Below are 13,677 nucleotides of genomic sequence, written 5' to 3'. Positions count from 1 at the left end.
GACTGGATGAAAACCCGCGACCGGATTCTCGAATGTGCTTTGCAGTTGTTCAATCAGAAGGGCGAGCCGAACGTCTCCACCATGGAAGTTGCCAACGAAATGGGCATCAGCCCGGGCAACCTCTACTACCACTTCCACGGCAAGGAACCGTTGATTCTCGGACTGTTCGAGCGCTTCCAGGCCGAACTGACGCCCCTGCTCGATCCACCAGCCGATGTGGAACTTGCACCGGAAGATTACTGGCTGTTCCTGCACCTGATCGTCGAACGCCTGGCCCACTACCGGTTTCTGTTCCAGGACCTGTCGAACCTCGCCGGGCGCTTGCCGAAACTGGCCAAGGGCATACGTAACCTGCTCAACGCGTTGAAGCGCACACTAGCTTCGTTGCTCGCTCGATTGAAGGCTCAGGGGCAATTGGTCAGCGATACCCAGGCGCTGGGGCAGCTGGTGGAACAGATCACCATGACGCTGCTGTTCTCGCTGGACTATCAGCGGATTCTTGATCGCGAGGGTGAGGTGAGATTGGTGGTGTATCAGATCATGATGCTGGTGGCGCCGCATTTGTTGCCGCCGATCAAGGTGGCGACGGAGCAGTTGGCTTTACAGTATCTCGAAGAACACGAGTAACCCATTGTAGGAGCCCAGCTTGCTCGCGATGGCGGTGTGTCAGCCAACATTAATACCGACTGACACGCCGCCATCGCGAGCAAGCTCGGCTCCTACAGGGAACTGCAGTGTTCCCGGAACCGCGCACAAACAAAAACGCCCGACCTTTGCAGGCCGGGCGTTTTCTTGAGCCCTGAAAATCAGGACTGACTGGTTGGCGTCGAAGGAGCTGACGCGGCAGTCGGGGTTGCAGCAGGGGTCGGCGCAGTAGCGGAGTTCGATGTGCTGACCGGCGCCGGGGTTGCCGGTTTAGCAGCAGCCACTGCTGGTTTTGGTGCAGCCGCTTTCGGAGCTGCCGGCTTTTTCACCGCTGGCTTCTTCGCTGCGGCAGGTTTGGCCGCTGGCTTGGTAGCGGGTTTGGCCGCTGCAGTTTTGGCAGCCGGTTTAGCGGCTGGTTTTGCTGCTGCTTTGGCTGCTGCAGGTTTCGCTGCGGCAGTTTTGGCCGCTGGTTTGGCAGCCGGTTTAGCGGCAGCTTTAGCCAGTGGCTTGGCAGCGGACTTCACTGCAGGTTTGGCCGCCGCGGTTTTCGCCGCAACAGGCGCGACCTTGGCACCGGTGAGTCTTTCGATTTGCTTGGTCAGGGTATCGACCTTGCTGTGCAGTGCTTTGACTTCATTGCGGCTCGGTACACCCAGGCGCGAAATGGCGCTGTTCAGACGCTTGTCGAAAGCCCCTTCCAGCTCATCCCACTTGCCCAGTGCGCGATCTTTCACGCCGCTGATGCGCGACTTGGCCGTCGAAGCAGAGTCCTTGGCAGCATCGACTTTCTTGCCGACAGCGCTCTTGGTGAGCTTCTCGGCTTTCTCGCCGTCTTTAACCAATGTATCGAAGAGTTTGCTGCCGTCAGTGTCAATCTTCGAGTACACGCCTAAACCAGCCAGCCAGATTTTGCGGGAGTAGTCTTCGACTTTCCCGATCCACGAGCTGCCTTCTTTTTCAGTATTCTTTTTGCCAGCCATCCCGTTCTCCTTAAGATTTACGCGCGACGCGTTCGAGCAATGCCGTCAGCTCATCGAGCTTGGCAGAGAGTGTCTCAACGTCATGTTTAGACGGAATGCCGATACGATTCAAGGTACTTGCGACACGCGAGTCAAAAGCCTTCTCGACCTTGTCGAGTTGAAGTTCGACCTTACCTTTGAAAGTAGTGACTTCACTCTTGGCTTCATCGATCTCGGCATTCGCTGCTTCAAGTTTCTCGGCAACTACTTTTTTGCCTTTCTTTTCAACGTCTTGACCAGCTTTGATCAACTCTTGAAAGTACTCGCCGCCCTCTTGGCCGACCTTGGTGTAGGCACCCAGGCCTGCCAGCCAGATCTTGCGGGCATACGATTTAACGTCGCTCAGAGCAGTCGTCGAAGCGTCGATTTTTTTCTTCAAAATAACTTTGGCCATGGTGCACCTCACGCGCAGAAGGTTTGAGGAACTGCCCGCGAAAGAGTCGGGCTCAGGCACAAAGTAGTGAGAATAATTAGAAACGGCACCCTAACAACTGACACAAAACCCTGGTCACGCCACAAAACAAATGTGGGAGCGAGCCTGCTCGCGAAGAGGTCGGCACATTCAACATTGCTGTCGACTGAATGACCGCTTTCGCGAGCAGGCTCGCTCCCACAGTGATCGCATTCCAAAACAAGACAGAGTTAAGCCAACGCTTTATCGAGGGCCTTTTCGATTTCCGATTTGATCGTGCCGCTCATGGCCGACATCAACAGGCCAAGTTCGACATCGACCTTGATCGAATCCTCGCCCACATACACCGCGCCTTTCACACCGGAGCGTCTGAGGTTCAGCGTGTCGCCGGACCATTGCGGCTCCAGGCCATATTGATCGGACAGTTTCTGCGCCAACTTGTCGGCCTTCTCGCGGGCCGCTTCCTTACCCAGGCCGTGGGAACGCTCAACACTAATACGGGCCATCGAATGACTCCTGCTTTATGAATACTTTCCTGAAGCATCTTGACCGCTACTGCGGCAAAACGTCCCGGTGGTTACCTATCTTACCTGCAGCCTTGCCAAGACAAAGCAGGCCACCGGGATTAGAATGTCCCGCATTCTCTTTTGGTGACAGCGATATGACTGATCAGCGCAAAGGCAGCGATGCCGAACCCACCACTCACTTCGGCTTCAAAAACGTTCCGGAAAGCCAAAAAGCGGAAAAAGTCGCTGAAGTTTTCCACTCGGTAGCCGCCAAGTACGACTTGATGAACGACCTCCTGTCGGGCGGCATGCACCGTCTGTGGAAGCGTTTCGCGATCGAGCTGTCGGGCGTTCGCACCGGCAACCGCGTGCTGGACATCGCCGGCGGCACCGGCGATCTGACCAAGAAGTTCTCGCACCTCGTTGGCCCGACCGGCCAGGTCGTGTTGGCCGACATCAACGAATCCATGCTCAAGGTCGGTCGTGACCGCCTGCTGGATCTGGGTGTGGCCGGCAACGTCGAATTCGTCCAGGCCGATGCTGAAAAGCTGCCGTTCCCGGACAACCATTTCGACTGCGTGACCATCGCTTTCGGCCTGCGCAACGTTACCCATAAAGAAGACGCCCTGCGCTCGATGCTGCGCGTGCTGAAACCGGGCGGCCGTTTGCTGGTGCTGGAGTTCTCCAAGCCAACCAACGCGCTGATGTCCAAAGCCTACGACGCCTACTCGTTCGCCTTCATGCCGCTGATGGGCAAGCTGATCACCAACGACTCGGAAAGCTATCGCTACCTGGCCGAATCGATCCGCATGCACCCGAATCAGGAAACCCTGAAGTCGATGATGGTCGAGGCCGGTTTCGACCGCGTGACCTACCACAACATGACCGCAGGCATCGTCGCCCTGCACCGTGGCATCAAGCCCTGATGTTGCTGGCCGGCCTGCTCGCCAGCGTTGAACTCGGTCTGAACCGGGTGCTGCGTCTCGACAGCACGGCGTTGCCGCGGCTGGCGCATTTGAGTGGCAAGGTGATTGCCGTCGATTGTCGCAGCCCGGCGCTGCAAGTGTTCATCCTGCCCAGCGACGAAGGCTTGATGCTGGCTTCCCACTGGGAAACCGGCGCCGACTGCACCTTGCGCGCACCGGCCTCCAGCCTGCTGAAACTGGCAATGAGCAAGGACAAGACTTCGGTCCTGCATGCTCCTGAAGTCGAACTCGACGGCGACAGTGGCGTGCTGCTGGAACTGGCGGCGATCCTTCAGGACCTTGAACTGGACTGGGAGTACGAACTCTCGCGCTGGCTGGGACCGGTCGCCACGCAACTGCTCGGCGGTCACCTGCGCAGTCGTGCACGCTGGTATCAGCAAGGGTTCGCCAGCCTCAATCAGAACCTTGGCGAGTACCTGGCCGAAGAATCGCGCACCCTCGTCGGTCAACGCGAAGCGGAAGCCCGTTTCAGTGAACTGGACCAGATCAAACTCGATCTGGAACGTCTCGAGGCGCGTTTCGAGCGCCTTTCCCGATCCCTCGACCCAAGCGATAACGCATGAAGCTGCTTGCCGTCCGCCGTTTGTTGCGCATCCAGCGCGTTGTGATTCGCTACCGCCTCGATGACCTGTTGTTCGCCCTGCCACTGCCATGGTTTCTGCTGGCGTTGCGCTACGCCTTGCCGTGGCGCTGGTTCCCGCGCAGGACGCTGGACCTGAGCCGTGGCGCGCGATTGCGTCTGGCGTTGCAGGACCTGGGACCGATTTTCATCAAGTTCGGGCAAATCCTGTCCACCCGCCGCGACTTGCTGCCCGAAGACATCGCCGATGAGCTGATGAAGCTGCAGGACCGCGTGCCGCCGTTCGACTCGCAAGTGTCGGTCAATCTGATCGAAGAACAGCTCGGCAAAAAGATCAGCGAAGTCTTCAGCCGCTTCGACGTCGAACCGCTGGCCTCGGCCTCGGTGGCGCAAGTGCATGCCGCGCAGCTGAAAACCGGTGAAGAAGTGGTGGTCAAGGTCATCCGCCCAGGCCTCAAGCCGATCATCGCGCAGGATCTGGCGTGGCTGTTCATCCTCGCCCGCGCCGCCGAAAAACTCTCGGCCGACGCGCGCCTGCTGCACCCGGTGGACGTGGTCCAGGACTACGAAAAAACCATCTACGACGAACTCGACCTGCTGCGCGAGGCCGCCAACGCCAGCCAGTTGCGGCGTAACTTCGACGGTTCGCCGCTGCTCTACGTGCCGCAAGTCTATTGGGACTGGTGCCGGCCGAAAGTGCTGGTGATGGAGCGCATCTACGGCATTCAGGTCACCGATCTGGCGACCCTGGCCGACCAGCGCACCGACATGAAAATGCTCGCCGAGCGCGGCGTCGAGATCTTCTTCACCCAGGTGTTCCGCGATAGTTTCTTCCACGCCGACATGCACCCCGGCAACATTTTCGTCAGCACCGTACAGCCATGGAGCCCGCAATACATTGCGATCGACTGCGGCATCGTCGGCAGCCTGACCCCGGAAGACCAGGACTACCTGGCGCGCAACCTGTTCGCGTTCTTCAAGCGTGATTACCGTCGTGTCGCGCAGCTGCACATCGATTCGGGCTGGGTACCGGCGGAAACCAAACTCAATGAATTCGAGGCGGCGATCCGCACCGTGTGCGAGCCGATCTTCGAAAAACCGTTAAAAGATATTTCCTTCGGTCAGGTGCTGATGCGCCTGTTCCAGACCGCTCGACGCTTCAACATGGAAGTGCAGCCGCAGCTCGTATTGCTGCAAAAAACCCTGCTGAACATCGAAGGCCTGGGCCGTCAGTTGTACCCGGACCTCGATTTGTGGAACACCGCCCAGCCGTTCCTCGAACGCTGGATGCGCGAACGAGTCAGCCCCAAAGCCTTGATCGGCAACGTGCAAAGCCAGTTCGAACAGCTGCCGCACCTGGCCAACATGGCCCGCGACCTGCTCGAACGCATGTCCCAGCCCCACGCCTACGACCCGCCGCCACCGTGGCACCGGCGCAAGGACGATTGGCTGCTGCGACTGCTCGGCTGTGCGCACCTGGCCGGCGGCACCATACTGGCTGCCGGTGGGCCGCTGAACGAACTGGGTCATTGGCCGGCCGGCATCATGGTGGCCGTCGGTTTGTATCTGGTCGTTCGCCGATAGCCAGCGCCCCCGCACGCTGGCACACTGTTTCAACGCTTGGGTTCTACTCATGAAGTGTGGAACCGCTGTCGGAGTCGAAGATGAAAAACTGGCTGGACGAGATCAAGTGGGACGCCGATGGCCTTGTGCCGGCGATTGCCCAGGATCACAAGACCGGGCGCGTCCTGATGATGGCCTGGATGAACCGTGAAGCGCTGGAACTGACCGCTGCCGAGAACCGCGCCATTTACTGGTCTCGTTCCCGCGGCAAGCTGTGGCGCAAGGGCGAAGAGTCCGGGCATGTGCAAACCCTGCATGAGATGCGCCTGGACTGTGACGCCGACGTGATCATCCTGATGGTCGAGCAGATCGGCGACATCGCTTGCCATACCGGCCGTCAGAGCTGCTTCTACCGCGTCTTCGAGAACGGCGACTGGAAAACTGTCGACCCGGTGCTCAAGGACCCGCACGCCATCTATTCCGCAGGACACACACATGAGTGACACTCTGACCCGTCTGGCCCAAGTGCTGGAAGAGCGCAAAGGCGCCGCCGCCGACAGCTCGTATGTCGCCAGCCTGTACCACAAGGGCTTGAACAAGATTCTGGAAAAAGTCGGCGAAGAGTCGGTCGAAACCATCATTGCCGCCAAGGATGCCGCCATCAGCGGTGACTGCAGCGATGTGATCTACGAAACCGCCGATTTGTGGTTCCACAGCATGGTCATGCTCGCCCAACTGGGGCAGCATCCACAGGCTGTACTCGATGAACTGGACCGTCGTTTCGGTCTGTCCGGACACGCCGAGAAAGCCTCGCGCCCGTCCGCTTGAACAACTATTAGAGAGGAGCAGCAACATGGGCATTTTTGACTGGAAACACTGGATCGTCATCCTGGTTGTTGTCGTGCTGGTGTTCGGCACCAAGAAACTGAAAAACCTGGGCACTGACGTGGGTGAGTCGATCAAGGGCTTCAAGAAAGCCATGAACGACGACGAAAAACCGGCCGATCCGACCGTTACCCCGGCCCAACCGGTACCGCCGGTTCAGCCGCAGTCCTCGGTGAACCAGCCGCACACCATCGACGTGCAAGCGCAAAAAGTCGAAGAGCCGATCCGCAAAGACGTGTGAGCACTGACTAATGTTTGGTATCAGCTTCTCTGAACTGCTGCTCGTCGGCCTCGTGGCCCTGCTGGTGCTGGGCCCCGAGCGGCTGCCGGGGGCTGCGCGCACCGCCGGCCTGTGGGTCGGCCGCCTGAAGCGCAGCTTCAACGCGATCAAAACGGAAGTTGAACGTGAAATCGGTGCCGACGAGATTCGTCGGCAGCTGCACAACGAGCACATTCTGTCGCTGGAGCAGGAGGCGCGGAAGATTTTCACGCCGACTCAGCAGGAGGCCACACCGGTTCAGCCGGTTGAACCTGTGGCGGAGCAGACGATTCATGCTCCGATTGCAGAAGCTGCACCTGCCGCGGCACCGACGGAAACGGTGAAAGCTGTTGAACCAGCGCCGGTTGTCGCGTCCGTAGAACCTGTTGCTCCTGCTGCCGCGCCGACAACGCCGGCTCCTCACGACACCACTTTGCCGCCGCGAGTCTCATGAGCGATCTCCCCGAAAATGACCAGCACATGCCGCTGGTTTCGCACCTCACCGAGTTGCGTACCCGTCTGCTGCGCTGTGTAGCCGCGATCTTCATCATCTTCGCCGGGTTGTTTGCCTTCACCCAGCAGATCTACACCTTCGTCTCCACGCCGCTACGTCAGTACCTGCCCGTGGGTGCGACGATGATCGCCACCGACGTGTCGTCGCCATTCCTGACGCCGCTGAAGCTGACCATGATGGTCTCGCTGTTCCTGGCGATCCCGGTGATCCTGCATCAGATCTGGGGCTTTATCGCGCCAGGCCTGTACAAGCATGAGAAACGCATTGCGGTGCCGTTGCTGGTGTCCAGCATCCTGCTGTTCTATACCGGCATGGCGTTCGCCTATTACCTGGTGTTCCCGCTGATCTTCAAATTCTTCGCCGCTGCCACCCCGGCCGGAGTGGAAATGATGACCGACATCAGCAGCTACCTCGACTTCGTCATGACGCTGTTCTTCGCCTTCGGCGTAGCCTTCGAGATTCCGGTGGCCGTGGTGCTGCTGGTGTGGATCGGCGTGGTCAACGTCGCTTACCTGAAGAAAATCCGCCCGTACGTGGTCATCGGCTGCTTCGTGGTCGGCATGATCCTGACGCCACCGGACATCTTCTCGCAGACGCTGTTGGCCGTACCGATGTGGCTGCTGTTTGAAATCGGCATCCTGTTCGGCAGCCTGATCACCAAGCGCGGCGAGCACCCTGACGACCAACCGGCCGACGATCACAACGACCAGCCGCCAGCGACTCAACCGTGAACCTGCTGCTTCTCGAAGAGGCCGACTTCATTGCGGCCGACCGGGCGATCCTGCGTGATCGCCGGTTGACGCACATGCAGGAAGTCCACCGTTCGGTTGTCGGCGACAGCCTGCGTGTCGGCCGTATCGGCGGGCTGATGGGCTCGGCCGAACTGCTGCGCCTGGACGCCGATGAAGCCGAATTGCGCGTCACCCTCGACCAGCCACCACCGGCCAAGCTGCCGCTGACCCTGGTGCTGGCCCTGCCGCGGCCGAAAATGCTGCGTAGGGTGTTTCAGACTGTGGCGGCCATGGGTGTGCCACGAATCATTCTGGTGAACAGCTATCGCGTCGAGAAGAGCTTCTGGCAAACCCCGTTCCTGGAGCCCGAGGCGATTCGCGAGCAATTGATCCTCGGCCTCGAACAGGCCCGGGACAGCGTGCTGCCGGAAGTCGTCATCGAGAAGCGCTTCAAGCCGTTCGTCGAAGACCGTCTGCCGGCGATCACCGAGGGCACCCTCGGCCTGGTCGGCCACCCCGGAAATTATCCACCCTGCCCTCGCGGCCTGGACGAACCGGTGACCCTGGCCATCGGCCCCGAAGGGGGCTGGATTCCTTACGAAATCGACCTGCTGGGCAAGGCCGGCCTGCAACCGGTGCAGCTCGGCGACCGCATCCTGCGGGTCGAAACCGCCGTGACCGCCCTCCTCTCACGCTTGTTCTGAATTCCCCCGGACGCTTCAGTTCGAGCGTGCCCTGCCGACACAGTGTTGTAACAACAAGAAACTGCGGCCAAGCCCGGCTTTCGTCTGTTCGCGATGGAGTACTTCACATGTCTCGATGGTTAACCCAGAGTATGGGAAACGTAAGCGTCAGTCTAAAGCTCGGTATGGGATTCGGTCTGGTATTGCTGCTGACCCTGCTGATTGCTACCACTGGCTGGATGGGTCTGAGCACCTTGATCGACCGCGGCGAAAAGTTTGCGGCCATATCGCAGTTGAGTGAGTTGAGTAAAGACCTGCGTGTCGCCCGCTTGAGTTTTGAACTGCAGAAGGGCCTTGAAGGCTCCGCTGAAATCGCTCGCCTGCGGGACAAACTTGAACAAGACGGGCAAGCACTTCGCCAGCTTCTGCAAGACCCGAAAGACCGCGCCATGCTTGATGAAGAGTCAGTCTTGCTACGCGACTACAAAAACGACCTCAACAACCTGACCGCGGCGGTACAGAACCGCGAAACCAGCCGCAGCAACCTTGGTACCAACGCAGACCGCGCCGTCTTGCTGATTGGCGAGCTTGAAAAAACGCTATTGCAGAGCGAAAACATTGCGCAGTACAACGGCGTTATCGAACTGAGCAAACTCATCCAACAAGCACGCTTCCAGGTTCGTGGCTACACCTACAGCGGCAAGACCGAAGCGGAACAGCCTGCCCTGGATGCCATCGATCAGACCCTGAGCAGCATCGCCAGCTTGTCGGGCAAACTGCCTGAGCAATATGGTACCAACCTGCAACAGGCTGGCGAAGCACTGAAAGCCTACCGTGGTGCCGTCGGCCAATACCACGACGCACTGATCAGCAGTACGCAAGCCTTCAAACAGATGGCTGAGAAGGTCATGCGTGTGTTCGAATTGAATACACAAATGAACGCGATACAAACCAGCAAACGCGACAACGAAGCCCGGCAGGCCAAGATCATGCTGAGCATCGCCGCCGCTCTGGCGCTGCTGCTCGGGATTCTCGCCGCGTGGAGCATTACCCGGCAGATCATCATTCCGCTGCAGCAGACCCTCCAAGTGGTCGAACGCGTGGCATCCGGCGATCTCAGTCAGGACCTTGATGTCCAGCGCCGCGACGAGCTCGGCCAACTGCAAAGCACCATACAGCGCATGACCGCCAACCTGCGGGAACTGATCAGCGGCATCGGCCAAGGAGTGACGCAGATCGCCAGCGCCTCCGAACAGCTGTCAGCCGTCACTAAACAGACCAGTGCAGGGGTCAACAGCCAAAAAATCGAGACCGACCAAGTGGCCACCGCCATGAACGAAATGACCGCCACCGTGCAGGAAGTCGCGCGTAACGCCGAAGAAGCCTCCGAAGCTGCTGTCGCCGCCGACCAACAGGCCCGTGAAGGCGACAAGGTGGTGGGCGAGGCCATCGCGCAAATCGAACGCCTGGCCAAGGAAGTCGGCAACTCCACCGAGGCCATGAGCCATCTCAAGCGCGAAAGCGACAAAATCGGCAGCGTGCTCGACGTGATCAAATCCGTGGCCCAGCAAACCAACCTGCTGGCCCTCAATGCGGCCATCGAGGCCGCCCGTGCTGGTGAGGCCGGACGTGGTTTCGCGGTAGTTGCCGATGAAGTCCGCAGCCTGGCCCAGCGCACCCAGAAATCTACCGAAGAAATCGAAGAACTGATCGGCGGCCTGCAAAACGGTACCCAGCAAGTCGCCACTATCATGGACAACAGCCGCACCCTGACCGAAAGCAGCGTCGAACTGACTCGCCGCGCCGGAGGTTCGTTGACCAATATCACCCGTACCGTCTCAGCGATTCAGGCGATGAACCAACAAATCGCCGCTGCAGCTGAGCAGCAAAGCGCCGTGGCCGAAGAGATCAACCGCAGCGTGCTGAACGTGCGCGACGTGTCCGAGCAGACCTCGGCAGCTACTGAACAGACCGCGGCCTCCAGCGTCGAGCTGGCGCGGTTGGGGACGCATTTGCAGACGCTGGTGGGCAAGTTCAAGGTTTGAGGTGATGCGAGGGCCTCAGTCCGCTTAGGACCGAGGTGATGCCATCGCGAGCAAGCTCGCTCCCACAGGGGTTAAGCGTCAGACACAAGTTTTGTGTGCGCTGCCGATCAATGTGGGAGCGGGCTTGCTCGCGAATGCGGTTCGTCAGGCGCTGAGGTTAGAGAACCTGCCGCAAGAAGGCCTGTGCCCGCGGATCCTTCGGCGCATCGAAGAATTCGGCCGGTGAGGCGTCTTCCAGCAATTTGCCGTGATCGAAGAACAGCACCCGATCCGCCACTTCCCGGGCGAAGCCCATTTCGTGGGTGACGCAAACCATGGTCATGCCTTCCACCGCCAGGGTTTTCATCACGTCCAGCACTTCGCCGACCATTTCCGGGTCGAGCGCCGAGGTCGGCTCATCGAACAGCATGACCTTCGGCTCCATGGCCAATGCCCGGGCGATGGCCACGCGCTGTTGCTGACCGCCGGACAGGCGCGACGGAAACTCGTTGGCCTTCTGTGCAATTCCGACCTTTTCCAGCAACGCCAAGGCCTTGGCCTCGCGCTCTTTCTTGCCGCGCTTGCGCACGACTTTCTGGGCCAGGCAGAGGTTTTCCAGCACGGTCATGTGCGGGAACAGGTTGAAATGCTGGAACACCATGCCGACTTCGCGGCGATAGGCATTCACGTCGGTTTTCGGGTCGGCCAGTTGCAGGCCATCGATGCTCACCGAGCCCGAGTCAAACTCTTCCAGGCCGTTGAGGCAGCGCAGGAAGGTCGACTTGCCGGAACCGGACGGGCCGATCACAACCAGCACTTCGCCCTTGGCGACGTGCGTCGAAACGTTATCCACCGCGCGAACCACGTGGCCGCGGGTGTCGAAAACTTTTACCAGATCGCGGACTTCAATCACTTTGCGCGAGCCTCCGCTCAAGCCGGCTGGCGATTTTCGACAGCGGCAGGTTGATCAACAGGTACAGACCGGCCACGCAGAACAGGATTTCGAACGGCGAGAACGAGGTGGTGATGACTTCGCGACCGCTTTTCAGCAGCTCGGTAATGGCGATTACCGACACCAGCGAGGTGTCCTTGACCAGACTGATGAACTGACCGGCCAGCGGTGGCAGCACCCGTTTGAACGCTTGCGGCAGCACCACGTGGCGCATCGACTGACCAGCGCTCAGACCCAGGGAGCGCGCGGCTTCGTTCTGGCCACGGGCGATGGATTGCACGCCGGAACGGATGATTTCCGCCACATAAGCGCCGGTGAACAGCGACAGCGCGGCGATCCCGGCGAACTCCCGGGAGAGGTTCATCACGGTGCCGATGAAGAAGTAGAAAATGAAGATCTGCACCAGCAGCGGCGTACCGCGCACCAGTTCGACGTAGATCGTCGAGAGATCGCGCAGGGTCGGGTTGCTTGACAGTCGGCACAGGCCCGTGGCCAGGCCGATCAGCAGGCCGAGCACACCTGAAACCACGGACAACCATAAGGTGGTCCAGAGCCCCCACATCAGCGGTCCGGCGGCCCAATGGCGGGTCACGCCAATCACGTCGCCTTCGGCCACGTCATCACCTTGGGCGACTTGCAGGCTGTTGTCGTCGACGGTCAGGTGCTGCTCGACACCGGCATCACTGCGCAGGGTGACTTCAGCCTTGTCACCCTTGCGCACCAGTTCGCTGACGGTGGAGATATCGGCGGCACGCTGGGACTCTTCGGCGTGATAGGCGAAGTATTGCGGCACACGGTTCCAGCGCCATTCGTAGGACATCAGCGAGGTGGCGTAATACAACGCGCCGGCCAGGCCGATCAGCAGCAGCACGGTTAATACGTGCCACGGCCATTGGGCTTTTTTCTGTTTCATCTGTAAGCAGATTCCGAAATTTGTGTCGCCAAGGAGGGCGCCATCGCGAGCAAGCTCGCTCCCACAGGGTCTGCGCCGGACACAAAGGTTGTGTTCACATCGATCAACTGTGGGAGCGAGCTTGCTCGCGATTGGAGCGGCGCGGTGTTACTGACACACCGCTGCAGAAATCCTTATTCCATGTCCTTGAGCCAAGCGGTGTCTTTGAACCACTTGTCATGGATGCGATCGTAGGTGCCGTCTTCGTGGATCTGGCGCAGGAAGTTATTGATGAAGTTGATGCTGTCGTAGTCACCCTTCTTCAGACCGAAGGCCAGTGGCTCGTAGGTGAAAGGCTTGTCGAGGAACACCAGCTTGCCAGCACCGACCTTGTTCACGGCCACGACGTTGTAAGGTGCGTCGTAGATGAAAGCGTCGGCCTTGCCGTTGACCACGTCGAGCACGGCTTCCTGCTCGTTGTCGTAGCCGTGGTAGTTGGCTTTGGAAATAAGCTTTTTGGCGACCATCTCGCCGGTGGTGCCGAGCTTGGACGTGATGCGGTAGTCAGCGGTGTTCAGGTCTTTATAGGACTTGATGGTGCTTTCCAGCTCTTTGCGGATCAGCAGGGTCTGGCCCACCACGATGAACGGTTCGCTGAAGTTCAGGCGCAGGTTGCGTTCCTGGGTCAGGGTCATGCCGCTGCCGATCATGTCGAACTTGTCGGTGAGCAGGGCCGGGATGATGCCGTCGTAACCGGTGGAAACCATCTCCAGCTTGACGCCCATGGCCTTGGTCATGGCTTTGAGGATGTCGACTTCGAAGCCGATGATCTCGCCGCGCTTATTGGTCATTTCGAACGGCATGTAGGTCGGGTCCATGCCGACTTTCAGCGTGCCGCGCTTGACCGCGTCATCGATGGCACCGGCGTGCGCCGCGTTGACTGCAACCAATGCCGTGACGCCGACCAGCAGCATCGAGAGATACTTCTTCATCATCAAGTCCCCAAAACCATCGCGTTGTGAGGCG

The 13,677-nt window shown here is 59.6% G+C and carries 17 protein-coding genes and 1 pseudogene; 12 read left to right on the top strand and 6 right to left on the bottom strand.

Annotation, left to right across the window (positions count from 1 at the left end; all coding sequences use genetic code 11):
* Window positions 1-6 precede the first annotated feature (6 nt).
* Window positions 7-627, top strand: coding sequence for a TetR/AcrR family transcriptional regulator (locus ACMXYI_RS08815; RefSeq protein WP_415772855.1), 621 nt, complete (start codon window positions 7-9; stop codon window positions 625-627).
* Window positions 628-806: 179 nt separating this feature from the next.
* Here the strand turns inward: ACMXYI_RS08815 and ACMXYI_RS08810 are convergent, their stop codons facing one another.
* From ACMXYI_RS08810 to ACMXYI_RS08800, 3 genes are all read right to left on the bottom strand, one after another.
* The gene (locus ACMXYI_RS08810; protein WP_415772853.1) at window positions 807-1,625 is read right to left on the bottom strand and encodes a phasin family protein; all 819 of its coding nucleotides are present in this window, start codon (window positions 1,623-1,625) and stop codon (window positions 807-809) included.
* Window positions 1,626-1,635: 10 nt separating this feature from the next.
* A complete protein-coding gene (locus tag ACMXYI_RS08805) occupies window positions 1,636-2,058 on the bottom strand; it encodes a phasin family protein (protein ID WP_415772852.1) in 423 nt (140 codons plus the stop codon).
* A 248-nt stretch (window positions 2,059-2,306) separates the two neighbouring features.
* Window positions 2,307-2,582 carry a polyhydroxyalkanoic acid system family protein gene (locus ACMXYI_RS08800; protein WP_415772851.1) on the bottom strand — a complete coding sequence of 92 codons (276 nt, stop codon included), beginning with the start codon at window positions 2,580-2,582 and terminating at the stop codon, window positions 2,307-2,309.
* A 155-nt stretch (window positions 2,583-2,737) separates the two neighbouring features.
* Between ACMXYI_RS08800 and ubiE the strand changes: the two genes are divergently transcribed.
* From ubiE to ACMXYI_RS08745, 11 genes and pseudogenes are all read left to right on the top strand, one after another.
* Window positions 2,738-3,508, top strand: coding sequence for a bifunctional demethylmenaquinone methyltransferase/2-methoxy-6-polyprenyl-1,4-benzoquinol methylase UbiE (gene ubiE, locus ACMXYI_RS08795; protein WP_007948968.1), 771 nt, complete (start codon window positions 2,738-2,740; stop codon window positions 3,506-3,508).
* Window positions 3,508-4,131 (top strand): ubiquinone biosynthesis accessory factor UbiJ, encoded by a 624-nt coding sequence (locus tag ACMXYI_RS08790; protein WP_111449382.1) that lies wholly within the window; start codon window positions 3,508-3,510, stop codon window positions 4,129-4,131. Before ubiE ends, ACMXYI_RS08790 begins: the two co-directional genes overlap by 1 nt.
* Window positions 4,128-5,732, top strand: a complete 1,605-nt coding sequence (gene ubiB, locus ACMXYI_RS08785) for a ubiquinone biosynthesis regulatory protein kinase UbiB (RefSeq protein ID WP_415772849.1) — start codon at window positions 4,128-4,130, stop codon at window positions 5,730-5,732. Before ACMXYI_RS08790 ends, ubiB begins: the two co-directional genes overlap by 4 nt.
* Before the next feature lie 80 nt (window positions 5,733-5,812).
* Window positions 5,813-6,214, top strand: coding sequence for a phosphoribosyl-AMP cyclohydrolase (gene hisI, locus ACMXYI_RS08780; RefSeq protein ID WP_007899278.1), 402 nt, complete (start codon window positions 5,813-5,815; stop codon window positions 6,212-6,214).
* Window positions 6,207-6,539: a phosphoribosyl-ATP diphosphatase gene (locus ACMXYI_RS08775; RefSeq protein ID WP_007899279.1), complete on the top strand. Its 333-nt coding sequence runs from the start codon at window positions 6,207-6,209 to the stop codon at window positions 6,537-6,539. The genes hisI and ACMXYI_RS08775 overlap by 8 nt, the downstream gene beginning before the upstream one ends.
* Window positions 6,540-6,564: 25 nt before the next feature.
* Entirely contained in the window at window positions 6,565-6,837 is a 273-nt protein-coding gene (locus ACMXYI_RS08770; protein WP_415772847.1) for a twin-arginine translocase TatA/TatE family subunit, read from the top strand.
* A 10-nt stretch (window positions 6,838-6,847) separates the two neighbouring features.
* On the top strand, window positions 6,848-7,309 hold the full coding sequence (gene tatB, locus ACMXYI_RS08765) for a Sec-independent protein translocase protein TatB (protein ID WP_415772845.1): 462 nt from the start codon (window positions 6,848-6,850) through the stop codon (window positions 7,307-7,309).
* The gene (gene tatC, locus ACMXYI_RS08760) at window positions 7,306-8,100 is read left to right on the top strand and encodes a twin-arginine translocase subunit TatC (RefSeq protein ID WP_415772843.1); all 795 of its coding nucleotides are present in this window, start codon (window positions 7,306-7,308) and stop codon (window positions 8,098-8,100) included. The genes tatB and tatC overlap by 4 nt, the downstream gene beginning before the upstream one ends.
* Window positions 8,097-8,804, top strand: coding sequence for a 16S rRNA (uracil(1498)-N(3))-methyltransferase (locus ACMXYI_RS08755; protein WP_415772842.1), 708 nt, complete (start codon window positions 8,097-8,099; stop codon window positions 8,802-8,804). The genes tatC and ACMXYI_RS08755 overlap by 4 nt, the downstream gene beginning before the upstream one ends.
* Before the next feature lie 107 nt (window positions 8,805-8,911).
* Window positions 8,912-9,973 (top strand): annotated as a pseudogene (locus ACMXYI_RS08750) (methyl-accepting chemotaxis protein); the annotation flags it as partial.
* Complete coding sequence (locus ACMXYI_RS08745; protein ID WP_415773875.1) at window positions 9,965-10,828, top strand: methyl-accepting chemotaxis protein; 864 nt, start codon at window positions 9,965-9,967, stop codon at window positions 10,826-10,828. The pseudogene ACMXYI_RS08750 and the gene ACMXYI_RS08745, both read left to right, overlap by 9 nt.
* Before the next feature lie 157 nt (window positions 10,829-10,985).
* Here the strand turns inward: ACMXYI_RS08745 and ACMXYI_RS08740 are convergent, their stop codons facing one another.
* The 3 genes from ACMXYI_RS08740 to ACMXYI_RS08730 all read right to left on the bottom strand — a co-directional run bounded on the left by ACMXYI_RS08740 (window position 10,986) and on the right by ACMXYI_RS08730 (window position 13,643).
* The gene (locus ACMXYI_RS08740; protein WP_046045596.1) at window positions 10,986-11,720 is read right to left on the bottom strand and encodes an amino acid ABC transporter ATP-binding protein; all 735 of its coding nucleotides are present in this window, start codon (window positions 11,718-11,720) and stop codon (window positions 10,986-10,988) included.
* Window positions 11,713-12,672, bottom strand: coding sequence for an amino acid ABC transporter permease (locus ACMXYI_RS08735; protein ID WP_415772841.1), 960 nt, complete (start codon window positions 12,670-12,672; stop codon window positions 11,713-11,715). Before ACMXYI_RS08735 ends, ACMXYI_RS08740 begins: the two co-directional genes overlap by 8 nt.
* A gap of 173 nt (window positions 12,673-12,845) precedes the next feature.
* A complete protein-coding gene (locus tag ACMXYI_RS08730) occupies window positions 12,846-13,643 on the bottom strand; it encodes a transporter substrate-binding domain-containing protein (RefSeq protein WP_415772840.1) in 798 nt (265 codons plus the stop codon).
* Between the last annotated feature and the right edge of the window lie 34 nt (window positions 13,644-13,677).

Origin of the sequence: Pseudomonas lyxosi (assembly GCF_047758685.1) — a bacterium.
GTDB lineage: Bacteria > Pseudomonadota > Gammaproteobacteria > Pseudomonadales > Pseudomonadaceae > Aquipseudomonas > Aquipseudomonas lyxosi.
The sequence above is the reverse complement of the archived record's forward strand: the minus strand, read 5'-3'. Positions and strand labels throughout refer to the sequence as shown.